This window comes from Rhizobium sp. SRDI969, from assembly GCF_025152725.1.
In the GTDB taxonomy this organism is placed as follows: domain Bacteria; phylum Pseudomonadota; class Alphaproteobacteria; order Rhizobiales; family Rhizobiaceae; genus Rhizobium; species Rhizobium leguminosarum_I.
This window is the reverse complement of record NZ_CP104035.1, coordinates 2,444,852-2,469,551: the sequence shown is the minus strand read 5'-3', so window position 1 is coordinate 2,469,551 and position 24,700 is coordinate 2,444,852. Positions and strand designations below refer to the sequence as shown.

Sequence of the window (24,700 nt, the reverse complement as noted above, 5' to 3'; positions counted from 1 at the left end):
TCGACGTCATTCAGGCTGCCGGTGCCCAACCCGAGGAGATAGTCCGGATGAAACACGCGCTCATTGCCGTTCTCTTCGCTCTCTTCGCTCTCTCGGGCTGCGCCAGCGCAGGGGATCCGCAGCCTCTTCCCGGCAGCCTCACCTATGGCGGAAAGGTCCTGCGTTCGCCCTATCGTCCGGGAACGGTGGTCAAGAATACCTTCCTTGGCGATTTCGGTTACCGTGTGTTCGAGACCTATGTCGTCCAGCCGGACGGGACGCTCAAGCTCACATCCCAGAGCACGGGGCCGGACTTCCTCTGGCAGTGAGGGGCTCCGCAATCCGCCTGGGCGCAAGGTGCGTGCGCTCCGATTATCTCAAGGCGTTGCGTATCTGCTTGCGCTTTTTCGTCCCTTCGCAATTGAATGTTGCGCTGCAGTAAAGATCCCGTCTATACCGCAGGCATTCACCACGGACCCGGTGAGACCCCGGGTGGCTCTTCTGGCCGCCGATCCGCCAGACAACGCAAAACCCGCATGCCATCACGCGACCGCTCGACAGAGTGGGTCCGGCCATGCTTTGCGAGTATCCTTCCTATGCTGCTTTCCTCCATCCGTCGTGATTGGTCCGCCAATCCCATGCGCGAAATGCTTGCCGGAGCGGTGGCGACCTTCGCCCTCATCCCCGAGGTGATTGCCTTTTCTTTTGCGGCGGGGGTTGACCCCGAGGTCGGCCTGTTCGCCTCTTTCGTCATCAGCATCGTCATTGCGTTTACCGGCGGATGCCCGGCGATGATCTCGGCCGCTGCCGGATCGGTGGCGCTGGTGGCGGCACCGCTGGTGCATGCTCACGGCTTGCCCTATCTCTTCGCGGCCGGGCTGCTGGCGGGGCTGCTGCAGATCGTGTTCGGCCTGCTGCGGCTTGGCGTGCTGATGCGCTTCGTGTCGAAATCCGTCCGCACCGGCTTCGTCAATGCACTCGCCATCCTGATCTTTGCGGCGCAGATGCCACATATTATCGGCGCCGGCTGGATGGAATATGCCATGCTGATTGCCGGGCTCGTTATCATTTACCTGACGCCGCGGACTACCACCGCGATCCCGTCGCCGCTGATCTGCATCCTGATCCTGACCGTCGCCTCGATGGCGCTCGGGCTCCCCGTTCTCACCGTTGCCGACCTCGGCAAACTGCCGGATTCGCTGCCCGTCTTTGCCTGGCCGGCGGTGCCGCTGACGCTGGAAACGCTTCGGATCGTTACAGGACCTGCGCTTGCCATTGCGATGGTCGGACTGCTGGAATCGATGATGACGGCGAGCGTCGTCGACGATCTCACGGATACGCCGAGCTCGAAGAACCGCGAATGCACCGGTCTCGGCCTCGCCAACGCGGCCGCCAGCCTGTTCGGCGGCATCGCCGGCTGCGGCATGATCGGCCAGACGGTGAGCAACGTGAAATATGGCGGGCGCGGCCGGCTCTCCACGTTGTTTGCCGGCGCGTTTTTGCTGATCCTGATGGTGCTCCTGAAGCCGTGGGTCTCCGAGGTTCCCGTCGCTGCGCTGGTGGCGATCATGGTCATGGTGTCGATCGATACGTTCGACTGGTCGTCGCTGAGAGCGGTTGTCGTCCATCCCCGGATGTCGAGCGCCGTCATGGTGGCAACCGTCCTCGTCACCGTCTTCACCGCCAACCTGGCGCTTGGTGTAACGGTCGGCGTGCTGCTCAGCGGCGTGTTCTTCACCTTCAAGGTCGCCAGCCTGCTGCGCGTCGACGTGGCGCCCGATCAAGCCGCCGGGCGGCTGATCTATCGCGTGTCCGGCCAGGTGTTCTTTGCCTCCGCCGACGTCTTCGTCGAAGCCTTCGACGTTCAGGATGCACTCGGTAAGGCCGTATTGATCGACGTGTCCGAGGCGCATTTCTGGGACATCACCGCCGTAGCCGCGCTCGACAAGGTCGTGCAGCGGTTCGCGGCGCACGGCATCGCCGTGGAGGTCGCGGGCCTCAACAAGGCGAGCGCGACCTTGATCGGAAGCCTCGACGGCAAGGTAGTGCTGAAGGAGGTGTGACGGCGCGAGGGCTACCGGAGACGATCACGTAATCGTCGCTGTTGCCGGTTATCGCGTTCAGCCGTCTAACGGCCAGTTCGATGAACGCCTTGACCAAAGGCGGCAAGTGCCGGCTGCTGGGATAGACGCCATGCAGGCCGCCGGTCAGGGTGCTGGCGTCGGCGACGTGATCGATGTCGCCGACCAGTGATATTTGATGGAGGCGGATCGCCGGCGCTCGCCTCATAGCCGCGTTGGAAAAGAGGCAGCAATAGCCAACCTCCCGGGATCATTGGCCTCGAGCCGAGGATCCACCCCATGGTATCCCGCTTGTACAGTCGCCGGCGAACGCTATTGTTTGATCGAAGACCTGTGTCCTTGAGGGGGAGGCTTTAATGCCATCAAGTTTCAATGTCGAAAGTGCAGATGGTTACGAACGGCTGATGGGGCGCTGGAGCAGGCGGCTGGCGCCGATGCTCATCGATTTCGCTGGTCTCTCGGATGGCGAGCGCGTGCTTGATGTCGGCTGCGGCACCGGCAGCCTGGCGTTTACGCTGGCGGAAACGCCAAGTCTGCAGGAGATCGCCGCCGTCGACTATTCGCCGGTTTTCGTCGAGGCCGCAACGCGACGCAACACCGATCTGCGCGTCACGATCCGGCAGGCCGATGCCTGTGCGCTTCCCTTCGAGGATAACCGCTTCGACCGGGCGATGTCGCTGCTCGTGCTGCATTTCGTGCCGGAGGCGGGAAAGGCAGTATACGAAATGCGTCGTGTGGTGCGCCCGGGTGGCGTGGTCGCGGCCGCCGTCTGGGACCATTATGGCGGCATGTCCGGCATGCGGATGATGTGGGATACGGTGGCGATGCTCGACGAGAACGCGCTGGCGATGCGCCGCAGATATTGTTTCCAGCCGATGATGCGGCCGGGGGAAATGAAGGAGAGCTTCATCGCGCAGGGCCTAGCCGAAGTCGAGGAGACCTCGCTGCTGATCCGGATGGAATATCTTTCCTTCGAGGATTATTGGGATCCGATCGCCGCCGGCGAGGGACCGCTCGGCAAATATGTTGCCGGTCTGGACCCGGCGAGGCGAAATGCCGTCGATGCCGCCATCAGGGCCGCTTACGAGGCTGGCGAGCCGAATGGGCCGCGATCGTTCGCATCGGTGGCGTGGGCGTGCCGGGGCAGGGTGCCCGGATAGATTAGCGGGAGCGCCACCTCCTCTAAAACGAGAATCGTGCTGCTTGCTCCCTCTTCTCCCCAGCGGGGAGAAGGTGGCCCGAAGGGTCGGATGAGGGGCGGCACGGTCCTACGTCATTGATTGCTCTTCGCTTTCTCGCGATCCATTGATTGCCCTTCGCTTGCGCTCAGTACATTCCGCGGCTTAGCCGCTCACCCCCTCATCGCTGCCGGCACCGACCGGGGTCGAGCCACGGGTCTCGACCCATCCTTCGGACCTCCGCTGGGGAGAAAAGGCAGGCAGCGGACCGCATGCGCCAACGTGAAAGGCAGGGTGCTGGAAGGTGTACGCCTTCCAATATAGCGCTGGAGGTGCCACCCGATCACGGCAATCGTGATGGAACACGGGCAGCATTGCTGACGTTATTGCCCGCTGTCTGCGACTGCAAACGCAGCCGCAACAGCATCACCGCCCGGTTCGGGCACCCCTTCCGACGGCATCCGGAATTGCCCGCCTCGCCGCCGCTTTCGGACGGAGGAATATCAAATGTCCGCTTTGGAAAGCCTGCGCCGACTGGCGCCGCAGCAGCGCAATGCCGTCATCGCCAGCTATCTCGGCTGGACGCTTGACGCCTTCGATTTCTTCATTCTCGTCTTCGTACTCAAATATATCGCCGAGGAATTCCACACCGACGTTCCCGCCGTCTCGGTGGCGATCTTCCTGACGCTTGCCATGCGGGCGCTTGGCGCGCTGGTCTTTGGGCTTGCGGCCGACCGTTACGGACGGCGCATCACGCTGATGGCGGACGTGCTGCTCTATTCGATATTCGAATTCCTGACCGGCTTTTCCACCGGGCTCACCATGTTCCTCATCTTCCGCGCGCTCTACGGCATCGCCATGGGCGGCGAGTGGGGTGTGGGCGCTTCGCTTGTCATGGAGACGGTGCCGGAGGAGAGCCGCGGCATCGTCTCGGGCATTCTGCAGGCGGGCTATCCCTCGGGCTATCTCATCGCCTCGATCGTGTTCTTCCTGCTCTTTCCTGTGATCGGCTGGCGCGGCATGTTTTTCGTCGGCGCGCTGCCGGCGCTGCTGGTGCTCTATATCAGGCGCAATGTCGAGGAGAGCCCGGCCTTCCTGAAACGGCAGGCTACGGGGCGCCGGCCGTTCCTGACGGTGCTGCGCGAAAATATCCCGCTGTTCATCTGGTCGGTGCTGCTGATGACGGCGTTCAACTTCTTCAGCCACGGCACGCAGGATATCTACCCGACCTTCCTCGAGACGCAGCGCAACTATTCGAGCTATACGGTCGGCGCCATCGCCATCGTCTACAATATCGGGGCGATCTGCGGCGGGCTGTTTTTCGGGTCGCTGTCGCAGCGGATCGGCCGCAGACGGGCGATCGTCATCGCCGCCATGATCGCCGTGCCCGTCGCGCCGCTCTGGGCCTATGCGCCCGGGCCGGTGCTGCTCGCCATCGGCGCTTTCCTGATGCAGTTCTTCGTCCAGGGCGCCTGGGGCATCGTGCCGGTGCATCTGAACGAGTTGTCGCCGGATGAAGTGCGCGGCACCTTCCCCGGCTTTGCCTATCAGCTCGGCAACCTGCTGGCGTCGGGCAATGCGACGCTGCAGGCGGGGCTCGCCGCCCGCTGGGACGGCGACTATGCCTATGCGCTTTTGATCGTCGCAGCCGTGGTGGCGCTCGTCGTCGCGGCCCTCGCCGGCTTCGGCTACGAGAAGAAGGATGTCCGCTTCGGCGCGGAGGAGGCTAGGGAAGCGCATGGCGCGATGCGAATCTAGCGCTGCCTGTGGCTATGGAGGCCGGCGGCGATGGCTGCCGGCCTTTCAACTCTTGAGCACTTCGAAACTGCAGATGCGACGCCGATCGCAACAGGGTGATTATGGAAGGCAAGGCGCTGCGCGAGCTGCCGGTAATCCCCATCGGTCGCATGAGACGATCGGTCCGAGTCTTGAGAGCTTGCGAATGGCAGTGTGCTAGGTAGGGCTGCCGGCATTGATCTCCTGCTATGGAACCATGCGATCGGCTTTGCCCTGATTGCAATTGGTGCATCCTTCATCTTTCGTGCATAAACTTTAGCCTTTTCAATAGATTACAAATTGTCCATGTCTAGATATCGCCACATTTCCTACAGATTGGCGTCGCAATCGGCTGGCAGCCTGTCACCTCACGCATTTCTGTTTTCTCCGAGTCAAAGAAATGCTCTGACTTTTTGTTTGCGCAATTCCGGACGCAAAACCGCGACGCACTTTTGCTGGAATTGGTTAGCAGTGATCAGGAGGTGATCTGCCATGAGCCTGTCTTTCCCGACTATGGCGGCGATCCGGTTCGGCTATGGCTTCCGGCCGGGCGAGGCGCCGCCGGACAGCAAGGACGAGCTCATCGGCCAGCTGCGCAAGGGGGCGGCAGCAACGCCGGACTTTCCCCTCGGCGGCCCCGACACGCGCCACCAGGCGATTCTCAGCCTGCAGGCGCAGTTGCAGCAGATCCGCCAGGATGCCAAGACGGTAACCGACGATGCAACGCAGCGCGAGATGCGCAAGGGGGTGCAGCGGCAAGTGCAGCAGCAGTTCCAGCACGATGCGAACCTGCGGCTGATACAGGCGGTGCTGTCGCCGTACGGGTTCTATGAGAGGCTTTCGACCTTCTGGACCGATCATTTCTCCACCAGCGCCAACAAGAGCCTGCCGATGCGCCTCATCGTGCCGCTCTACGAGGCCGAGGCGATCCGGCCATTCATATCAGGCAAGTTCGGCGATCTCCTGCGCAGCGCCACCGCCCATCCGGCCATGCTGATCTATCTCGACCAGGCGGATTCGCTCGGTCCGGATTCAGCCGGCGGCATCAAGCGCAACAAGGGGCTGAACGAAAATCTCGGCCGGGAACTGCTGGAACTGCACACACTCGGCGCCGGCAGCGGCTATACCCAGGCGGATGTGACCGCAGCAGCCATGGTGCTGACAGGCCTCACCATCGACCGCAAGGAGATGGACATCGCCTTCCGGCCGAATATATCGGAGCCCGGCGCGCATGAGGTGCTGGGCGTCAGCTATGGCGGGCGCAGGCGCTCGCGCGACGATTATCTCGACCTGCTCGACGATCTGGCGCTGCATCCGAAGACGGCGGCGCATATCAGCCGGAAGCTCGCGGTGCATTTCATCGCCGACCAGCCCGACGAGGGGATGGTGTCCGATATGGCCGAAGCCTGGAAGAAGACGGATGGCGACCTGACCGCCGTCTACACTGCGATGCTCGACCATCCCGCCGCTTGGCGCGACGAGGGCGCCAAGGCCCGCCAGCCTTTCGACTATGTCGTCGCCGGCCTGAGGGCTTTGAATGCGGGACCGGTCAACGGCATCGTCGGCAGTTTCCTGGCGGCCAACCAGCAGGGTACGGACGAGGGCGACATGGCGGCGAACACGCCTGGCATGGCAGGATCGCCGGTGCCGACGGACCCCGCCGGCGAGGCGAGGGAGAAGCGCCTCAAAGCCTTCCGGACGGCGCGGGCGCTGGGGCAGGACGCACTCAGGCGCATGGGGCAACCGACCTGGCTGCCGCCGAGCCCGGCCGGTTTCGAGGAAGGCTTCTCCGCCTGGATCACCGGCAGCCAGCTCGCCGAGCGGCTGGCCTGGGCGAGGCGGGCCGCAGCACAGTTCGGCCGGGACGAAGATCCGCGCGAATTCTTGAAATCGACGCTTGCCGATGCGGCGCGCGACGAGACGATCCGCGTGGTATCGCAGGCGCCGAACAAGATCAGCGGGCTGACGCTGGTGCTGGCATCGCCCGAATTCAATCGCCGCTAAGCAGACTTTCGTTGGCAAGCCAATGCTTCGTCTGCTTAGCTCCTTTGTTTTATCGCAGGTTTGGCCGGAAAACCATTGACCACTTTTCCGAACCTGCTTAGGAGGCCCGCCCATGACGCTGCCCACGAACCGGATTTCGCTGTCCCGCCGCGGCTTTCTGGCCTCTGCCTGCTGTCTTGCCGCTGCCCCCGTCTTCACGCCGGTCACGTTCGCGGCAATGCCGGGTGACAACCGTTTCGTCACCATCGTGCTGCGCGGCGCGATGGACGGGCTGGATCTGGTGCAGCCCTATGGCGATGCCGGTTTCGCGGCGCTCAGGCCGACCCTGGCGCTGACGCCCGAGACCGGGCTTCTCGATCTCGACGGGCATTTCGGCCTCAATCCGGCGGCGGCCGAGCTGATGCCGCTGTGGAAGAACCGGGAACTCGCCTTCGTGCATGCGGTGTCGACGCCCTACCGCGACCAGCGCAGCCATTTCGACGGGCAGGACATGCTGGAATCCGGCGGCGAGCATGTCGCCGAGGAAAAGACCGGCTGGCTGAACCGGGCGCTCGCCGTCATCCCGCGCTCGGACGGGCGCAAGGCGATCGACATCAACACCTCGACGGAACTGATCCTCTCCGGGCCGAACAATGTCGACGTCTGGGCGTCGGATTCCAATCTGACGCCGGCGCGCGACGAGATGCAGTTCCTGGCCCGGCTCTATGCCGGCGATCCGCCGTTCGCCGAAGCGCTTGCCGAGGCGACGCGGGCCGACACCGCCTCGATGGTGGTCGAGCCGGAGGGCCAGCACGGCGCAAAGATCGCCGACGTGGCAGCGCTCGCCGGTAACATGCTGAAAGGCGATTATCGCATCGCCAGCTTCTCGATATCAGGCTGGGATACGCATATCGGCCAGGCCGGCCAGTTCAAGCGGCCAGTGCAGGACCTCGCCCAGGCGATCAATACGCTGAAGGCGACACTCGGGCCCGAGATCTGGTCGAAGACCGTGGTGCTTGCCGTGACCGAATTCGGCCGCACCGTGCGCCAGAACGGCTCAGCCGGCACCGACCACGGCACCGGCGGCTGCGCGCTGCTTGCCGGCGGCGCCATCAACGGCGGGCGCATCCTCGGCCGTTGGCCGGGGCTCAGTGACGGCCAGCTGCTCGACGACCGCGACCTGATGCCGACCGCCGACGTGCGCGAACTCGCCGCGGCAATGCTCTACCGGCAGTTCGATGTCAGCGCCGATGATTTGACGGGGAAGATCTTCCCGGGGCTGGGATTCGACAAAGGCTCGCAGTTTTTGAAGGCGTGAGGGGTGGCTCGACGCCGCGAAGCGTGAGTGATCGGAGCGGTGAATCGATTGCGGGGCCGAACGCTCTGAGGGAGGCGAAGCGTCGGGCGGCCGCCTGTACTTGGCGAGGCACAGCCTCTCCTCCGTCGTTCCTGTGACAGCACAGGAACGACGGAGGAGAGGCTGTGCGTCGCCGAGGAGCAAGCCGCTGCCCGGCCCTTCGCTTGGGCTCAGGGCGTTCGTTGCTGCAATCGATTCACTGGATCGATTGCTCGGGCTGCGCCCGACCGCAACTCACCCCAAAACATCATAAAGCCTGAAGATGAAGCTGACCTGGTAGATCAGGTTGGCGATGACGAAGGTGGCGTGGAAGCGGCGGTTGGGGGTCCAGGCGGCGATGGCGCAGAGGATGATGTAGATGATGTTGCGCGCGGGATATTCCCAGCCGAGCGCGAGGATGCGCTCATGGCCCTTGATCGCCGTGTCGAGAATATCGACGGCGTAGGTGAGGCCGAGGATGCCGAAGAACCATTTGCGCCGCGAGATGAAATATTCCTCGTAACCGCCATATTCGTCGAGCGAGGCGGGGAAGAGCAGGGCGCAAAGCAGGAAAAACAGGCTGCAGAAGCAGATCAGGAAGAGATAGATGCCAAAGCCGATCGCAGGCACGGCCTGCAGGCGATATTCCCACCACCAGATATGGATGATGAAGAGGAACATCGACAGCGCCCAGCCGAGATGGATGGCATAGACTTTCGCCTTGGCGGGATGCTGGACGATGCCGGCAAGGCCGGTGAGCACCCTGGCGAGCGAAAGGCTGATGACCATGCCCATCACCACCTTGATGTGAAGGAAGACCTCCGGCGAGCTGACAGTTTCCATGCTTTCGATCCTTGGCCTGTCACTCCTCGGCGACTTGCTTCGGTTTGCCCTCTTCGTCGAGCGCCACCATGATGAAGGTGCCAGCTGTGACCTTTTCCATCTTGGCGTAACGTGCGCGGTGCGCCCAGGCTTCGACGCAGAGCGTGATCGAGGTGCGGCCGACGCGGTCGATATCGGTATAGACCGACAACGTGTCGCCGATCTTGACCGGCAGTTCGAAGGCCATCTCCTTGACCGCGGCGGTGACGACACGACCCTTAGCGCGTTCGGCCGCACGGATGCCTGAGGCAAGGTCCATCTGCGCCATGACCCAGCCGCCGAAGATATCGCCAGCCGGATTGGCATCGCCGGGCATGGCAAGCGTCCTGAGCGTCAGTTCGCCTCTCGGCTTGGCGGCATCGGTCATCAAGGGTTCTCCATCTGATGCGGGCCATGGGCCGGCGATTCACTGAGGAGCACCCTAATGCAAAGGCCGTGGGCTGTAAAAGATGGCAAGGCGGAGCGCTGAAGGTAGCGGACGGGAAAAATGTTGCAGCCGTTGTGGATTGAAATTTCGTTTGATTTCAAACGGTTGATTTCTGCCGCTTTGGTCTGACCTTACGTTATTTAATAATCTTCTAATTAAGCTTTACGCTCCAGTAATTCCGGCAATTCAGAATGGGATTGATCTCACTTACAAGAATCGCTGGGAACCTCATGCGCAACGTCAAGATTTCCACCCGTCTTTACTGCCTCGTCGGATTCACGCTTGCCGTGCTCGCGGCTACGATGGTCTTCTTTCTGAACTATTCCTATTCCGAGCTGGAAGCGGAGCGGAAGGCGGGGCTGGCGCAAATGGATGCCACGGCGCTCGGCATCTTCGACAAATATTACAAGATGGAGCAGGCGGGTACGATGACCCGCGAACAGGCGCAGGCCGCCGCCAAGGACGTGATCGGCGCGATGCGCTACGGCGCAGACGGTTATTTCTGGATCAACGACATGCGTCCCACGATGGTGATGCACCCGATCAAGCCGCAGCTTGATGGTACCGATATCTCCCAGATGAAGGATCCGACCGGCAAGTTCCTGTTCGTCGAGTTTGTCAACAAGGTGAAGAAGGACGGCAAGGGCTTCGTCGATTATCTTTGGCCGAAGCCGGGCGCCGACCAGCCAGTGCTGAAATATTCCTATGTCGCCGGTTTCGAGCCCTGGGGCTGGATCGTCGGCACCGGTGTCTATGCGGATGACCTTGCCGCGCTCTATCGCCAGAACGCGATCTGGGCCGCACTGCTCTGCCTGCTTGGCGCCGCCGCGACAATCGCCATCGCCTATGCCATCGTGCGCAGCGTGACAGTGCCGATCGCGCGGCTGAAGGCGGCAATGAACGCGATTGCGGCCGAAGAAGCATCTGTGGAGATCGCCGGCAGCGACCGCCGCGACGAGATCGGCCAGATGGCCAAGGCGCTGCTGGTGCTGCGCGATTCCGTCGACGAGCGCAGGGCGCTGCGAGGGCGGGAAGACGAAAGGCAGCGCCAGATCGAAGAAGAGCGCCGCGGCAACGAGGCAAGTCTGCGTTCGGCCTCCGAGCGGCAAACCCAAGCGATGCAGGCGCTCGGCGTCGGGCTGGAGAAGCTTGCGGGCGGCGACCTGACGGTTGCGATCGGCGATATCGGCGAGGATTACGCCAAGCTGAGGGGCGATTTCAACGCCGCCGTCGACGCGCTGAACGGCGTGATCCATGCGATCGCCGAATCGAGTCATGTCGTCAACGAAAGTGCTTCCGACATCAGCGAGGCGACCGGCAATCTGTCGAAGCGTACGGAACAGCAGGCGGCCGCACTCGAAGAGACGGCGGCAGCGCTCGACGAGATCACCGCGACCGTCAAGACCGCATCCGAGCGCGCGAACGAGGCGCGCGAGATGGTGACTGAGACCAAGGCGAGCGCCGGAAAATCCGGCGAGATCGTCCGCAATGCGGTCACCGCGATGGGCCGGATCGAGGAATCCTCCAACCGCATCAGCCAGATCATCTCGGTCATCGACGAAATCGCCTTCCAGACCAACCTGCTGGCGCTGAATGCCGGCGTCGAGGCCGCCCGTGCCGGCGAGGCGGGCCGCGGCTTTGCCGTCGTCGCCCAGGAAGTGCGCGAACTTGCCCAGCGTTCCGCCAATGCAGCCAAGGAGATCAAGGCGCTTATCAGCCGCTCGGCGGCCGAAGTCGAGGGCGGCGTGGCGCTGGTGCGCTCGACCGGTGATGCGCTGCTGGAGATCGAGGCGCTGGTCAATCGGGTCAACGATCACGTCGCGTCGATCGCCACGGCGGCGCGCGAGCAGTCGACCGGGCTGAACGAGATCAATAGCTCCGTCAACCATATGGACCAGATGACACAGCAGAACGCCGCGATGGTCGAGGAAACGACGGCGGCAAGCCGCACGCTTGCCGACGAAAGCACCCAGCTGAAAACGCTACTCGCGAATTTCCGCCTGCGCGGCGGCGAACCTCAGGCCCAGCGTTACACGCGGGCTGCGTGAGACGTACTGACGGCCTGTCGGCGATGTCGAACGGCCCGCACTTCAATAAACCGCATAGGAAAAGAGCCGTCGCGACGGCTCTTTTTCGTTGAGCCGGTTACTCCTCTTTCGTCATGCTCGGGCTTGTCCCGAGCATCTGTCAGCTATGTATCAAGGCCGTACAACAAAGGCCGAGGATGACGGAGAAGAGGTAGGCGGACTTTGTCAGCATTCATAGTCGTTGCAGCTCTCCTCTATACTCGCTCCCGACTATTGACGATCGACCTTGGCGGCAATTCCAAGCTTTTCAGAGAACTATACGTTGCGGAAGTTCTTGGTAAAAAAGAAGCATATTCAATCAGTAAGCGAATGTCGTTGCAATTATTCTGCTGACATGCTTCATTCAGGTTGTACTTGAGGGACGAGGGCATTTCGAAGCTAGCGATAGCTACCGTAACGGAAGCCAACACAATTCTCCAATTTCTCTAAATATCCGAGACCACAGTTCCGGCGGCTTTGGCATGGCCGCTGCCTGTTCCCCTGCATCGGGGATCGATGAAACCGACCTTTTGCCGCCTGCAGTCGTCCGCATCGATGCCGCTGCCCTCAATCACTCCGCTGCCGGAAACCTCCAGGGTTTTTCCGTAATCGCATTCCAGCTTTGCAAACCGAGGGAGGCCCGAAATGGCTCAGAGCAAGCATGGTTCGCCTGTGAGAGGTATGGATAACGTCGCGCAATCGAGCGTTCGCGATCAGAGGTTCGGGAGGATGTTCCGCAACCTGCCGTCCGCCGCATTTACCGAAGCGGCGCTCGTCGATCTCGCGAAAACGATGTTCCAGGGGGAGTTCGCGGAGAAGATCAAGGATCACGAGCCCGTCGATGTTGCGCTCAACGAGAGGGAGCCTGAAGACGAAAATCCGGCGATCCCTGCCGGTTTCACCTATTTCGGGCAGTTTCTCGATCATGATATCACCTTCGATCCGGCCTCGTCGCTCGATCGCTTCAACGATCCCGATGCCCTGCAGGACTTCCGCACGCCGCGTCTCGATCTGGATTCGGTCTATGGCTCGGGGCCATCGGACCAGCCTTTCCTTTATGAGGACGACGAGCTTCACATGCTGCTCGGGACGGACAAGGATTTCGACAAGGCGCGAAACAACCGCCCCGATCTGCCGAGGAACAGTGCCCCGATCCGCCGCGCGCTGCTCGGCGACAAGCGCAATGACGAAAACCTGATCGTCTCGCAGCTCCACACCACCTTCCTCAGATTTCACAACAAGGTGGTGGATACGCTCGGCACCAGCGATTTCGAGCTCTGTCAGCAGACGGTCCGCTGGCATTACCAGTGGATCGTCCTGCATGATTTCCTGCCCAGGATAATCGGTCAGGAGACTTATGAGCGCGTCATCGTCGGACGAGGCGAAAAGCCTGTCATTCGCTTCTACAATCCGCAGGGCCGGTATGCCTTTATCCCGGTCGAATTCTCGGTCGCGGCTTACCGATATGGCCATACGATGGTGAGGCCGAGCTATTCCCTCAACAGGATCGTGACGAAGGCCAGGCCCGACGAGCAGCCATTCAATGGAAAAATGGCAAAGTTCAACCGCATTCCGATATTCTCCTTGACCGACGTGGCGCAGGAGCCGCTGGCGAATTTGAACGGGTTCCGTGAGCTTCCCGACTTCTGGTCGATCGATTGGGCCTTCTTCTTCGACGGGGTCGCTCCGGATGGAGCGCCGCCCCCGGGCGCCATTCTGCCGCAGCCCTCCTACAAGCTCGATACGCTGCTGGTCGATCCGCTGACCAGCCTGCCGGATCATCAGAAGGAGCCGATCAAGGCCCACAGGGCGCTCGCCGCCTTGAACCTTTTGCGCGGCTGGCGCCTCGGACTGCCTTCCGGCCAAGCAGTCGCCCGCCACATGGAAATGGAGGCGCTGTCGGACGAACAACTGTTCGACAGCGAGGATGCCGAGAGGAAGGAGGCGCGTGGCAAATTGCTGATCGATCATCCCGGCATCTTCAATGGCAACGCGCCGCTGTGGTTCTACATCCTGCGCGAGGCGGAGATAGCAGGGAATAGCCAGCATCTCGGACCGGTCGGCGGCACGATCATTGCCGAGGTCCTCGCCGGCCTCATCCGCGAGGATCGCCACTCGTTCCTGGCGCAATGGCCGAAGTGGCGGCCGACATTGCCGAGCGCTGTGGCGGGTCATTTCACCATGGCCGATCTGATCAATTTCACGAACAGGTAGCCGATCTCGCGCAGCGCGAAACTGCGCTGGGCCTCGTGACTCAACCTTGAAAAGGCCGCGAGAGCGGCCTTTTCGCGTTCATCGCCTTCAGATTGCGCGGGTAAGCTTTCGTTCACCGTTTTTTATTAAATTTGGAGTGAGTTTTTTCGGTCACTGCCCAGCCAGCCTGCGGAAGCGATAAGAGTATGGCGTTTGTTTCCTTTCCTCGGCGAACCCTTTTGCCCGTTATCCTCTCGGCGGCGCTGACGACCTGTTCGATCAGCGACGGACTGGTGCCGCCGGCCAATGTCGACAATGGCACTAGGGTCAGCTCGATCTCGCCGTCGCGGGGGGCAGCGCGCATGGCACCTGCCGTGCGCATGGCGCCGGTGGAGAGCCAGGCCACCTATCCGGTTTCCAGCGCGCCCGTCGGCAATAGCCAGGGCTCGGTCGATTATCTCGATACGCCAAACCTTGCCGGCACCGGCCATGCCGCCCAAGCCGCACCACAGGCGCGGCGGGGCAAGCTGCCGATGATCGACAGCGACGAGGCCTTAGCGCAGCAGAACCAGAACTGGGGCGGCACGCAGGTGCTTGCGATCCCGTCCGGCGGCGTCAACATGGATGACGATCTCGGGGCCGAGCCGGTTGTCGGGCTGGCGCAGGAACAACAGCAGCAGATCGCCGAGGGCAACGCCACCGAGCCGGTTGTCGACGGCATCGGCACCGATAGTCCAACGCAGCTCAACCAGCCCATGCGCCAGCCCCCGCAGCAGGCAATGCCGCAGCCGGCGGCCGAGGCACAGATGAGCCGGGCGCCTGCCTGGAACGACGGCAGCCCTGTGGTGGCGCCGACCCGTGTTCCCGAAGAGGACGAGAGCGAAGAGGTCGCGATGCTGCGGCCGAACAATCCGATGATGAGTGAGCCGGCAGCGCCCGTCGATCCCAGCGTCATGCCGTCCTCCGAGCTTGCCTGCCGGCGCGAGCTGAAGCGCATGGGCGTGCTCTTCGACGACAAGCCGCCGATTTCGAACGGGCCGGCCTGCCAGGTGCCTTATCCGGTGTCGCTGAAGGGGCTTTCCGGCAATATCGGCGTGCGCCCGGCCGTGACGCTGAACTGCCAGGTGACGCTCGCTTTCGCCAAATGGGTGAAGAACGAGCTGGCACCGTCCGCCCGCTATCGCTACTGGAGCGGCATCAAGACGATCCAGCCGCTCGGCGGCTATTCCTGCCGGCGCATGAACAACAGCCGGCAGAAATACAATCCGATGTCGGAACACGCCCGCGGCAACGCCATCGACGTCGGCAAGTTCGTGCTGAAGAACGGCCACGAAATCGACGTGCGCAAGAAGGGGCTGTTCTCGCTGCGCGAGGGGCGGCTGCTGAAGGCGGTGCGCAGCGACAGCTGCCGCTATTTCAACACCGTGCTCGGGCCGGGCAGCAACCCGGAGCACTGGAACCACTTCCACTTCGATCTTCGCTCCCGCAAGAGCGGCAAGGCCTATTGCGACTGATGCATGCCGCCTTAAAGTGTGCGGCATGGCTGCGGCTGGTGCCGCAGCAATCGGGGCCTGGCTGCGAGAAAACGGTTCATCCCCGCCGCAGGGCACGCTATAGATCGGCCAAGCGGATTGCCGTTTCGAGAGTTTGATCCATGAGTTATGATTTCCATGTCGGCCAGAAGGTCGTCTGCATCAACGATACCTTCAAGCATGTGAGCATCGACCAGCTCATCCGCAAAGGCGAGATCTATACGATCCGCTGGGTGGGCGAATATACCCATTATATCGACGGCACCTTCATCGGGGTGAAGCTCGCGGAAATTCATCGCGGCAATGACGACGGGCCGGAAGGTTATGGGGCGGCCGACATGCCCTATCGCGCGACGCGTTTCCGGCCACTGGTGAAGGACAAGATCGGATCGCTGCGCAAGCTTCTGGCCCCGACGCCCGATGCGCCAGTCGAACCGAAGGAAAAAATCAGGAAGAAAGAGAAGGTCTGAGCGCTGTTGCACCGGGATCTCCCGGCGACCCGCCATTGCTGACCGATACATCCGAAGCAGCGGCTGCACGGCGGCTTCGGCACAACCCATCTTGGCCTGCGCGAGGACGTGCTGGCGCGTTTCAACGATTGGCATCCCTCGCTCGTCGACCTCATCGCCAGAAGCGAGGCGCCGTTGATCGCAAGGCCGCTTTATGCCTTGCCTTTCGGCCACCGCTGGCAGCGCCGGCCAGGCCTCACGCTGATCGGCGATGCCGCGCATCTGATGTCGCCCTTTGCCGGCGAAGGCGCCAATCTGGCGATGCTCGACGGCGCGGAACCGGCGCAGGCGATCATTGCTGACGGGATGATATCGAGGCAGCACTCGCCTCCTACGAAGCGGCGATGCTTCCCCGCAGCGAAGATGCGGCCGCACAATTGGCCGCCGGCCTCGACATGTGCTTCAACGACCAGGCGCCGCGGCCGCTTGTCGATTTCTTCCAGAGCATGCGTTCGGGCGTGGAGGCGTGAACGGATAGTGGCGGTTAGTTAACTGCAGGTTGGCCGACATGATGTGATTGTGCCTTCAGTTTGCCTGTGCAACAGTCCGCGTGGGACATGTTGAGGAGCGGCCATGAGACCGATTTCGAAAATCCTGGCGCTCTGCGCCGCCATCATCTTCATGATCGCGGCCACGGGAACGGCGGGGGCCGATCCGCTGGTTTTCACCTATCACGGATGGCAGGTCGATCTCACCAACGCCAAGGGCGCGGAGCCCGATCGGGAGATGGCCGCGACGGTCAAGCGGCAGCTCGATATCGTCGAGCATGTCAATCTGAAACCCGATGTCCTCACCTTCATGCGCACGATCAGGATCTGGGCCAACCCCGCCGCCGCAAAAGCGGGGCCCGGCCACTACAGCAGCAAGACCGGCATCGACCTGCGCGTCAAAAGTCTTGCGCCCGACAAGCCGATCATCCTGCATGAACTTCTGCATGCCTATCACGACCGGATGCTTCCGGGCGGATTCGGCAATACCGATGTCGCGCAATTCTTCGATATCGGCAAGCGGGTCTGGCCGGGCGATTCCTACATGATGAGCAATGGTCACGAATTCTTCGCGGTCACGGCCAGCGTCTACCTGTTCGGCGACATCGATCGGCCACCTTATTCGCGCAACCAGATGCGGGAGAAGCAGCCACGATACTACCAGTGGCTTGCCGCGCTGTTCGACGACGGCCGGCCGCGGTCGTAAGGGCGCAGCAGACACCGCGATACGGATCAGGCCGCCTTTCTGCTGAGGAACAGCGCGGTCTCCCTGCGGACCTCAAGCACGCCGTTGCGTTGGCTGAAGGCATCGGCAATGGCTTGACGGAATTTGGTAAGCTGGAGCTCGCGGGCGCCATCGCCCGGCGGGTAGGAGGTGAGCGCCAGGAATACATCCTCGGGCTCAGTGATCTTCAGGCTTGCCGGATGCTGCGACGTGGTCACGTTTCCAAACTGCGACCGCATCGATCGTTCGGCAGCGTCATATCCGAAGGCTTCGGCAGCCGGATCGGATGGGGCACTGCCGAATACGGTCGTCAGCGCGTAGATCTCGCGCATATTGCCGGCGCCGTTGGTTGTGACCGCGAGCAGGCCACCCGGCCTGAGCACTCTTGACATATCCGCGATGCCCGCGGCCGGGTCGGGCAGATGATAGAGCATATGCATCGCGACCACGGCATCGAAAGCGTCATCTTCGAAGGGGAGCGCGGCGGCGTCGGCCTGGCAAGCCGCGGACGGAGCCGAATGGCAGTGCGCTGCAACGCGCCATTGCCTCGTCGACCATACCGGCTGAAAGGTCGGCGAGCGTCAGGTGAAGGTCCGCCGGCAGCAGACCTGCCGTTGCCGCCCAGAACCAAGGCTGGCCCACAGCCGACATCGAGGACACGATCGCCTGGCTTCAGGGACAATTGCGCGGCAACCCATGGAAACCAGGCCGTCTCGGCGATGGTGTATTGGCTATGCAGTCGAGCCCGCGCGGCGAGCTTCCGGCTGTCGCCATACTGTCCCGCATTGTCTGCCGTTATGGAGGACATGGCATCTCTCCGGGCTTTTTCATGAGAGCCACCTCGCGCTTGCCGGCAGAGCCTATAGAGGGCTCTGTTCCCAGGCAAGACGTGACTTTGCGCAGCGGGTCGGCCTGCTCGCACAGCTGCCGTTGAGGATTACCTTGATGTGATGAGTTTGGCCTGAGAAATAAATCGCATCCGATTAAATCGGAATAGTGTTGACATCGGTTTTGGTGCGGCGTATTAGAGCGCATCCGATTTAATCGGATGCGTAGTAAATCGAACCGAAGGATATCACCATGACCGAGAAGCTTCTCTTTACCGGCAGAACCCACATCTCCGGCGGCCGCAACGGCTCCGCACGCAGCAGCGACGGCACGATCGACATCAAGCTGCCGCAACCGCATCCGGCTGCCGAAAACCTGTTCGGCATCGCCTGGTCGGCCTGCTATATCGGCGCCATCGAACTTGCCGCCGCCCAGAGAAAGATCACGCTGCCCGCCAGCCCTGAGGTCGATGCGGAGATTACTCTCAACGCCGACAACGGCTCCTTTTTCCTCAGGGCGCGCCTCAATGTCAGCCTCTCCGGCATCGATCGCGACATTGCGCAGCAATTGATCGAGGCGGCCCATGGCATCTGCCCTTATTCCAAGGCGACACACGGCAATATCGACGTCGAAACCACGCTTGTCTGAGCGGGGAAGGGCGGACCTCACCGCCCGAGGATTTGATAGGGAGGGCCTGCCGATCGGCCGGCAGACCCCTTCCTGAGGTAGCAGGCACCGGAACCTTGCCGATCTGGAGAACATGCCATGATCAATAGCCATGCCCAGCCACACCAGGCCTATGACGAGTTTTCGCTCGTGCTCGACCCAGCCGCCTATGAGCCGCTGCCCGAGGATTGGCTGATCGGCATCACCGACGTCGTCAACTCGACGCCGGCGATCAAGTCGGGACGCTATGAAGATGTCAACTTCGCAGGTGCATCTGTTATCGCCGCTCTCGGCAATGCCTGGGGTTCGTTCGATTTCCCCTTCGTGTTTCGTGGAGACGGGGCGGCATTCGCCTTGCCGCCGCACGGCATCATGGCCGCGACCTCGGCGTTGCGGCAGGTCGCGAGCTTTGCAAGAAGCGATCTCGATCTCACCCTTCGTATCGGGCTGCTCACCGTGCGCGAAATCCGCAATAGTGGGCGCGACGTAAGAGTTGCGCGCTATGCGGCTTCGGAAAACGCGACCTATGCGATGTTTGCAGGGGGAGGGCTCAAATGGGCGGAGCAGCAGATCAAGAGCGGCCGGTATCTGGTCAAGCCGGGACGCTACGCGACGAAGCCGGATCTGACCGGGCTGAGCTGCGACTGGACGCCATTCCCGAGCCAGCGGGGCGAGATCCTGTCGCTGCTGGTGGAGCCGAATGACGATACGAGCCCGGAGGTTTTTGCGGCGCTGGCAAAGCGCGTGCTTGCCGTCTTCGATGCGCAGTCGCACCGGTGTCATCCGGTTCCCGTGGATATGGCTATCGCCAGGGATGTTGCCATGCCCAAAGGCAGCGGCAAGCGTGTCGATGCGAAACGCTGGTCGGAGGTTACCGCCAATTCGGATTTCCGCAAATTCGATGACGGTTTGCGCCTGACGCTGGACTGCACGCCCGAACAGATCGACAGGGTCGAAGCGATCCTCGCTCCGGCAAGGGCGCGCGGCGAGATCAATTTCGGACTGCACCGCCAGTCGCATGCGCTGATGACTTGTCTCGTGCCATCAGGTAGCCCGGATTCGCACCTGCATTTCCTCGACGGAATGGGCGGCGGTTATGCCAAGGCGGCCGAGATTATGGAGGCCGGTGCGCTTTCCAACGTCCAGCATCATGCGCGCTGACCCGTTCAACCGGCGAGACGTGGTGACCGCCAACAAACCTAAGCGGGAGTGCCTGTTTCCCGTACGGCGAGGTTTGCGAGAATTTCAGTGAGCTGAGGCGGCGCTAATTTGGCTTCTTTTGTCGCGATGGCGGTGAACCATCTGAGCTCGGTGTGTTCGTCACCGATAAGTCGCGGCTGGCCCTGCCATTTATCGACGTGATAGACATGGAATGTCGCGGATGCTTCGGGCTGGTCTTCCGAGGTGAACCGTCCTGCAAACTGCCAGAGCTCCGGCGTCACGCCTATTTCTTCCATCAATTCCCGGCACATCGCCGTCTCAGCGTCTTCGCCCTCTTCGATATGGCCGCCCGGGAGGCTCCAGCGATCCGGGTGCACCTTGCGCTCGGAACTGCGCCTGGCCAGAAGAACGGTTCCGTTCCGGCTCAAAACGCCCATCGCGATGTCGGGCATGCATTCTCCTTTCCTCATCATCTCGCGCCGATGCTGCCCGCAACCACGGCTCTTTGCAATGACCAGTCGTCCATCGAGACAGTCGAGGCATAGCCTGACCGGGTAGGTTGACCCCCGACATTGCCTGGGAGCATAGTCCCCGGACAGACGCGAATGACCTGCTGATGCGAACGAGGTCGGTCAGTCGATCTTCGTCCGTTTCCGAACAGATCAAACGGAGAGGAGAGCGTCATGCCACCCACATCCCTATCAACGCCCACACGGCGCGAGCTGCTTGCCGCCACGGCCGCCGCCGGAGCCATGAGCATGCTTGCCGGGACGCGTAGCGCTCAGGCAAACGGCGACGGGCTTAGCCCCTTCAGCGTCAATTTCCCCGAGGATCAGCTTGACGATCTGCGCCGGCGCGTCGCGGCCACCCGTTGGCCTGACAAGGAGACCGTCGCGGATGATACGCAGGGCGTGCAGCTCGCGACGATCCAGAAACTCGCGAAGCATTGGGCGACGGATTACGACTGGCGCAAGATGGAGGCGCGGCTCAATGCGCTGCCGCAGTTCATCACCGAGATCGACGGGCTGGATATTCACTTCATTCACGTGCGCTCCCAGCATAAAAATGCGCTGCCGCTGATCGTCACACATGGATGGCCTGGCTCCATCATCGAGCAGTTGAAGATCATCGAACCGCTCACCGATCCGACAGCGCATGGCGGGAGCGAAGCGGACGCATTTGACGTGGTGATCCCGTCTTTGCCGGGCTACGGCTTTTCCGGGAAACCGACGGGGTCGGGGAACTGGAACCCGCCACGCATCGCGCACGCCTGGGTGACGCTGATGCAACGTCTCGGCTATACGAAGTTCGTGGCGCAGGGTGGCGACTGGGGCAACGCGGTCACCGAACTGATGGCGGTGCAGGAGCCGCCCGGATTGCTCGGCATCCATACGAACATGGCGGCCACGGTTCCGGCTGACATCGCCAAGGTTCTTGCCGCCGGCGGCATGCCGCCAGCCGACCTTTCGCCGGACGAAAGGCGCGCCTTCGATCAGCTCGACGACTTCTACAAGAATGGGCTGGGTTATGCCATCGAGATGAACAACCGACCGCAGACACTCTACGGGATCGTCGACTCGCCGATCGGGCTTGCTTCGTGGATGCTAGATCACGACATCCGCAGTTACCGGATGATCGCCCGCGTTTTCGACGGAGAGCCCGAGGGGCTGACGAAGGACGATATCCTCGACAACGTCACGCTTTACTGGCTGACGAACACAGCAATCTCCTCTGCACGCCTCTATTGGGACAATGCGCACCATCCGTCGGGCGGGTTCTTCGACCCCAGGGGCATCAAGATCCCGGTGGCGGTCAGTGCTTTTCCCGATGAGATCTACCAGGCGCCGCAGAGCTGGGCGGAGAGGGCCTATCCGAAGCTCATCCACTATAACCGGCTGCCGAAGGGCGGTCACTTCGCCGCCTGGGAACAGCCGATGGCTTTCACTGCCGAGCTTAGGACGGCGTTCCGGCCGCTGCGGCAATAGAGCCAAGCGGGATCAGGCGACTGATGCCGCGATCACGATTTCCCCGGTTCGCCCTGCGTTGACCGCAGCAGGTTGTCGCGCAGCGTCGTCACCGATTTCTGCACGACGGGAAAGTCGTCGCCGAGACCGATGGCGCCAATCAGCGCGTCGCCGGGATCGGTTTCAACGAGTTGGCGCCCCGCCGGCGTCAGGCTGACCCGCACCTGCCGCTCGTCGGCGGGATCGCGGTGACGGGTGATATAACCATTCGACTCCAGCTTCTTGAGGATGGGGGTCAGCGTGTTGGATTCGAGGAACATCTTTTCCCCCAATGCGCCGACGGTCTGGTCATCCTCTTCGGAGAGAGCCACCATGGTGATATATTGGGTATAGGTCAGGCCAAGCTCGTCCAGGATCGGCTTATAGGCGCGGCCGAAGGCGAGATTTGCCGAATAGACCGCGAAGCACAGGAAATTCGAAAGTTTTCGGCCTTCCTTGCCCGCTGGCGGGGAGGCGGGCGCGGGACTGCCAGTCTGTCTTGCGGTTTTAGATGCGGGCATGGGTTTATCCTACTAGGTTCTGAATGCTAGGACTTATATATATCGTATCCGATTAAATCGCAATTGACTCGACTGCTGTTTTTGGACAGCCTATCCGGCCGTCGCCCCCAGCTTCCGGAGCGGCGGCCAGTGTCGGGGCGGCGAACTGGTTTTTGGTTGCAGCAAAAAGAGATGACGCGTTTGGAGCTAATTTCCGATACTTTCCCGATCAAAGCTCGGCCATCGCGAGCTTTGGAGATTTGATGTCGGGCCTTCTTATCGCCACCCTGTCGGCAACGGTTTCAGCAACCACCGGACGCACAAGGAACCAGATCATGATGATGAACAGACGGACCTTCTCGGCTGCCCTAGTTGCCGGCGCCGCCGCTTCTCTGCTTGCTACCCGCGGCATGGCCGCGACATCCGCTCCCGTTAAGGCGCGCAACGTCGTGCTGGCGCACGGGTTGTTTGCCGACGGCTCGTGCTGGACCGAGGTGATCGCGCGCCTGCAGGCGGCTGGGCTCAATGCCACGGCGGTGCAGAACCCGCTGACGACGCTGCCCGAGGCCGTCGCTGCCGTGAAGCGGGTGCTCGACCGGCAGGATGGGCCGACGGTTCTGGTCGGGCATTCGTTTTCCGGCATGATGGTCACCGAGGCCGGTGTGCACCCTGATGTTTCGGCGCTCGTCTATGTGGCGGCGCGGGCGCCTGATGCAGGTGAGGATTATACCGCTCTCGCCAAGACCTTTCCGACGCCGCCGGCTTCGGCCGGCATCGTGTTCGACGGCGACGAAGGTCGGCTGAGCGAGGAAGCCTTCTTGCGCGATTTCGCAGGCGACTTGCCGGAGGCGAAGGCGAAAATTCTCTATGCCGTGCAGCAGCCGTTTCAAAAGGCGCTGCTGACCGGCAAGACGACACAGGCGGCCTGGCGTTCGAAGCCGAGTTGGTATGCCGTTTCGACCGAGGATCGGACGATAAATCCCGATCTCGAACGCTTCATGGCCAAGCGCATGGGGGCGAAGACGATAGAGGTGAAGGCCAGCCATTTGTCGCTGATCTCCCACCCTGACGAGATCGCCCGGCTGATCATCGAGGCGGGGCAGAATACGAACTGACCCCAGCGGCCGGCGAAGCGGCCATGGCGTTCGCCGGCTTGCTTTGGCGATGGCCATGATGCCGCGAGGGTCGTGTCTCGACCCGTTTCCGTCATTCGGGTTTCAGCAGGTCGACGCTTCTTCGTCTCGCTACAGCCACCGCCTGATGCGGGCCTTGTAGGCGAGATAAACGTCACCGAATTTCCGCTCGAGATAGGCCTCCTCGCGAGCGACCACGCCGTAGCGGATGACAAGGTAGAACGGCACCAACAGGAGGATGAGCCACAGGCTGTCGAAGGCGACGGCGAGGCTGATGAGGCCGAGGAACATACCGATGTAGATCGGGTTGCGCGTGAAGCGATAGGGGCCTTCGTCGACGATCGTCGTCGTCGGCCGGCTGAGCTGGACCTGTGTCCCCGCCCGGCGGAAGGTTGCTGCCGCCCAGATCAGTAGCGCCAGGCCGGCAAGGAACACGATGCCGCCGAGCACGCCAGCCGGCACGGCCGCCGGCATGAACGGCAGCGCATAGAGCCAGTTAAGCGCGAGCCCGGCGATGACCGTCAGCGCCCAAGCGATCGGCGGCCGCACCGCGGCGCCTGAAGTGTCGCGCAAATTGCCGTTCGCCTCGTTCATGCCGCCACCCATCCGATCTCGTGGTCCCCGGAATTCCAGCGCATGGGGAGCGTGTTTCGTGCCATTTGTCGCGGCTCCTCCACCGATGGAGTTTACCTCGTTTCGAAAGAGATTTGAAGGCGGAGAGGCGCGGTCGAAGTTCGGAACAAGAGGCGGCCGCGGGTGTTAACCGGCAAAGCTTCCATCGAGTTTGCAGCTCCCCATTTGCGAGAAACCACTATGGCCATCCACTTCAATCATACCATCCTGTCGGCTCACGACAGCAAGGCCTCGGCAGATTTCCTGGCCGATATGTTAGGGTTGCCGGCGCCGCGGCGCTGGGGGCCGTTCCACATGGTCACAACCGACAACGACGCCAATCTCGACTACATGGAAACGGAAGGTCAGATCGTTCGCCAACATTACGCTTTCCTCGTCGGCGACGCTGAATTCGAGGCGATATTCAACCGAATTCGCGAGCGGAACCTGAGCTACTGGGCTGACCCCGGTCAGCGGAAGCCCGATGAGACCAATGACCACGACGGTGGGCGCGGTGTCTATTTCGAAGATCCGAACGGCCATCTGCTTGAAATCATCACGCGTCCCTATGGCAGCGGCGGCTGGAATCCGTGAGCGTGGCGCCAAGGGAGCCGCCGCCGATGGGTCTGCTCGCCGCAAGTGC

At 62.1% G+C, this 24,700-nt stretch carries 22 protein-coding genes, 3 pseudogenes and 1 other annotated feature; of the genes and pseudogenes, 18 read left to right on the top strand and 7 right to left on the bottom strand.

Features of this window, described 5'->3' with window-relative positions; translation table 11 throughout:
- Positions 1-47 precede the first annotated feature (47 nt).
- Both N2A41_RS12410 and N2A41_RS12405 read left to right on the top strand, forming a co-directional pair.
- A complete protein-coding gene (locus N2A41_RS12410; protein WP_260108890.1) occupies positions 48-308 on the top strand; it encodes a hypothetical protein in 261 nt (86 codons plus the stop codon).
- Positions 309-449: 141 nt separating this feature from the next.
- Positions 450-505 (top strand) — a sequence feature (sul1 is cis-regulatory element that is thought to sense ions involved in sulfur or methionine metabolism; They are found in Alphaproteobacteria).
- A 70-nt stretch (positions 506-575) separates the two neighbouring features.
- A complete protein-coding gene (locus N2A41_RS12405; RefSeq protein WP_260108889.1) occupies positions 576-2,042 on the top strand; it encodes a SulP family inorganic anion transporter in 1,467 nt (488 codons plus the stop codon).
- Between the two features lie 16 nt (positions 2,043-2,058).
- Here N2A41_RS12405 and N2A41_RS12400 read toward each other — a convergent pair.
- Positions 2,059-2,193 (bottom strand): annotated as a pseudogene (locus N2A41_RS12400) (LysR family transcriptional regulator); the annotation flags it as partial.
- Positions 2,194-2,416: 223 nt separating this feature from the next.
- Here N2A41_RS12400 and N2A41_RS12395 point away from each other — a divergent pair.
- The 5 genes and pseudogenes from N2A41_RS12395 (at position 2,417) to N2A41_RS12380 (ending at position 8,315) form a co-directional block, all read left to right on the top strand.
- Positions 2,417-3,220 (top strand): class I SAM-dependent methyltransferase, encoded by an 804-nt coding sequence (locus N2A41_RS12395; RefSeq protein ID WP_260108888.1) that lies wholly within the window; start codon positions 2,417-2,419, stop codon positions 3,218-3,220.
- Between the two features lie 525 nt (positions 3,221-3,745).
- A complete protein-coding gene (locus tag N2A41_RS12390) occupies positions 3,746-4,996 on the top strand; it encodes an MFS transporter (protein WP_222384145.1) in 1,251 nt (416 codons plus the stop codon).
- Positions 4,997-5,218: 222 nt separating this feature from the next.
- Positions 5,219-5,287 (top strand): annotated as a pseudogene (locus N2A41_RS33420) (DMT family protein); the annotation flags it as partial.
- A 219-nt stretch (positions 5,288-5,506) separates the two neighbouring features.
- Positions 5,507-7,018, top strand: a complete 1,512-nt coding sequence (locus N2A41_RS12385; RefSeq protein ID WP_260108887.1) for a DUF1800 domain-containing protein — start codon at positions 5,507-5,509, stop codon at positions 7,016-7,018.
- Positions 7,019-7,130: 112 nt separating this feature from the next.
- Positions 7,131-8,315 carry a DUF1501 domain-containing protein gene (locus tag N2A41_RS12380; protein ID WP_222279206.1) on the top strand — a complete coding sequence of 395 codons (1,185 nt, stop codon included), beginning with the start codon at positions 7,131-7,133 and terminating at the stop codon, positions 8,313-8,315.
- Positions 8,316-8,588: 273 nt separating this feature from the next.
- Here the strand turns inward: N2A41_RS12380 and N2A41_RS12375 are convergent, their stop codons facing one another.
- Both N2A41_RS12375 and N2A41_RS12370 read right to left on the bottom strand, forming a co-directional pair.
- Positions 8,589-9,176 carry a hypothetical protein gene (locus tag N2A41_RS12375; RefSeq protein ID WP_017964756.1) on the bottom strand — a complete coding sequence of 196 codons (588 nt, stop codon included), beginning with the start codon at positions 9,174-9,176 and terminating at the stop codon, positions 8,589-8,591.
- Positions 9,177-9,195: 19 nt separating this feature from the next.
- Positions 9,196-9,582, bottom strand: coding sequence for an acyl-CoA thioesterase (locus N2A41_RS12370; protein WP_170262013.1), 387 nt, complete (start codon positions 9,580-9,582; stop codon positions 9,196-9,198).
- 290 nt (positions 9,583-9,872) lie between these two features.
- On the opposite strand from N2A41_RS12370, the gene N2A41_RS12365 reads away from it, so the two are divergent.
- The 6 genes from N2A41_RS12365 to N2A41_RS12340 all read left to right on the top strand — a co-directional run bounded on the left by N2A41_RS12365 (position 9,873) and on the right by N2A41_RS12340 (position 17,136).
- Positions 9,873-11,690 (top strand): methyl-accepting chemotaxis protein, encoded by a 1,818-nt coding sequence (locus N2A41_RS12365; protein WP_222279208.1) that lies wholly within the window; start codon positions 9,873-9,875, stop codon positions 11,688-11,690.
- 663 nt (positions 11,691-12,353) lie between these two features.
- The gene (locus N2A41_RS12360; RefSeq protein ID WP_260108886.1) at positions 12,354-13,922 is read left to right on the top strand and encodes a peroxidase family protein; all 1,569 of its coding nucleotides are present in this window, start codon (positions 12,354-12,356) and stop codon (positions 13,920-13,922) included.
- 185 nt (positions 13,923-14,107) lie between these two features.
- On the top strand, positions 14,108-15,415 hold the full coding sequence (locus N2A41_RS12355; RefSeq protein WP_260108885.1) for an extensin-like domain-containing protein: 1,308 nt from the start codon (positions 14,108-14,110) through the stop codon (positions 15,413-15,415).
- A 140-nt stretch (positions 15,416-15,555) separates the two neighbouring features.
- The gene (locus N2A41_RS12350) at positions 15,556-15,903 is read left to right on the top strand and encodes a CAP-Gly domain protein (RefSeq protein WP_222336138.1); all 348 of its coding nucleotides are present in this window, start codon (positions 15,556-15,558) and stop codon (positions 15,901-15,903) included.
- A 383-nt stretch (positions 15,904-16,286) separates the two neighbouring features.
- Positions 16,287-16,412: a hypothetical protein gene (locus N2A41_RS12345; protein WP_260108884.1), complete on the top strand. Its 126-nt coding sequence runs from the start codon at positions 16,287-16,289 to the stop codon at positions 16,410-16,412.
- Positions 16,413-16,515: 103 nt separating this feature from the next.
- Positions 16,516-17,136, top strand: coding sequence for a hypothetical protein (locus N2A41_RS12340; protein WP_260108883.1), 621 nt, complete (start codon positions 16,516-16,518; stop codon positions 17,134-17,136).
- A 26-nt stretch (positions 17,137-17,162) separates the two neighbouring features.
- On the opposite strand, the pseudogene N2A41_RS12335 reads toward N2A41_RS12340, so the two are convergent.
- A pseudogene (locus N2A41_RS12335) lies at positions 17,163-17,962 on the bottom strand (class I SAM-dependent methyltransferase).
- Between the two features lie 272 nt (positions 17,963-18,234).
- On the opposite strand from N2A41_RS12335, the gene N2A41_RS12330 reads away from it, so the two are divergent.
- Complete coding sequence (locus tag N2A41_RS12330; RefSeq protein ID WP_222279214.1) at positions 18,235-18,630, top strand: Ohr family peroxiredoxin; 396 nt, start codon at positions 18,235-18,237, stop codon at positions 18,628-18,630.
- A gap of 117 nt (positions 18,631-18,747) precedes the next feature.
- Positions 18,748-19,809 (top strand): DUF3095 family protein, encoded by a 1,062-nt coding sequence (locus tag N2A41_RS12325; protein WP_222279216.1) that lies wholly within the window; start codon positions 18,748-18,750, stop codon positions 19,807-19,809.
- 38 nt (positions 19,810-19,847) lie between these two features.
- Here N2A41_RS12325 and N2A41_RS12320 read toward each other — a convergent pair whose 3' ends face one another.
- On the bottom strand, positions 19,848-20,261 hold the full coding sequence (locus tag N2A41_RS12320; protein ID WP_222279217.1) for an NUDIX hydrolase: 414 nt from the start codon (positions 20,259-20,261) through the stop codon (positions 19,848-19,850).
- 231 nt (positions 20,262-20,492) lie between these two features.
- Between N2A41_RS12320 and N2A41_RS12315 the strand changes: the two genes are divergently transcribed.
- The gene (locus N2A41_RS12315) at positions 20,493-21,794 is read left to right on the top strand and encodes an epoxide hydrolase family protein (protein WP_222279219.1); all 1,302 of its coding nucleotides are present in this window, start codon (positions 20,493-20,495) and stop codon (positions 21,792-21,794) included.
- Between the two features lie 32 nt (positions 21,795-21,826).
- Here N2A41_RS12315 and N2A41_RS12310 read toward each other — a convergent pair whose 3' ends face one another.
- Positions 21,827-22,333, bottom strand: a complete 507-nt coding sequence (locus N2A41_RS12310; protein ID WP_170262006.1) for a MarR family winged helix-turn-helix transcriptional regulator — start codon at positions 22,331-22,333, stop codon at positions 21,827-21,829.
- A 314-nt stretch (positions 22,334-22,647) separates the two neighbouring features.
- Between N2A41_RS12310 and N2A41_RS12305 the strand changes: the two genes are divergently transcribed.
- Entirely contained in the window at positions 22,648-23,427 is a 780-nt protein-coding gene (locus N2A41_RS12305) for an alpha/beta fold hydrolase (protein ID WP_222279599.1), read from the top strand.
- A 129-nt stretch (positions 23,428-23,556) separates the two neighbouring features.
- Here N2A41_RS12305 and N2A41_RS12300 read toward each other — a convergent pair whose 3' ends face one another.
- Positions 23,557-24,039, bottom strand: coding sequence for a methyltransferase family protein (locus tag N2A41_RS12300; RefSeq protein WP_222279221.1), 483 nt, complete (start codon positions 24,037-24,039; stop codon positions 23,557-23,559).
- A gap of 219 nt (positions 24,040-24,258) precedes the next feature.
- On the opposite strand from N2A41_RS12300, the gene N2A41_RS12295 reads away from it, so the two are divergent.
- Entirely contained in the window at positions 24,259-24,651 is a 393-nt protein-coding gene (locus N2A41_RS12295; RefSeq protein WP_163881872.1) for a VOC family protein, read from the top strand.
- Positions 24,652-24,700: the final 49 nt, after the last annotated feature.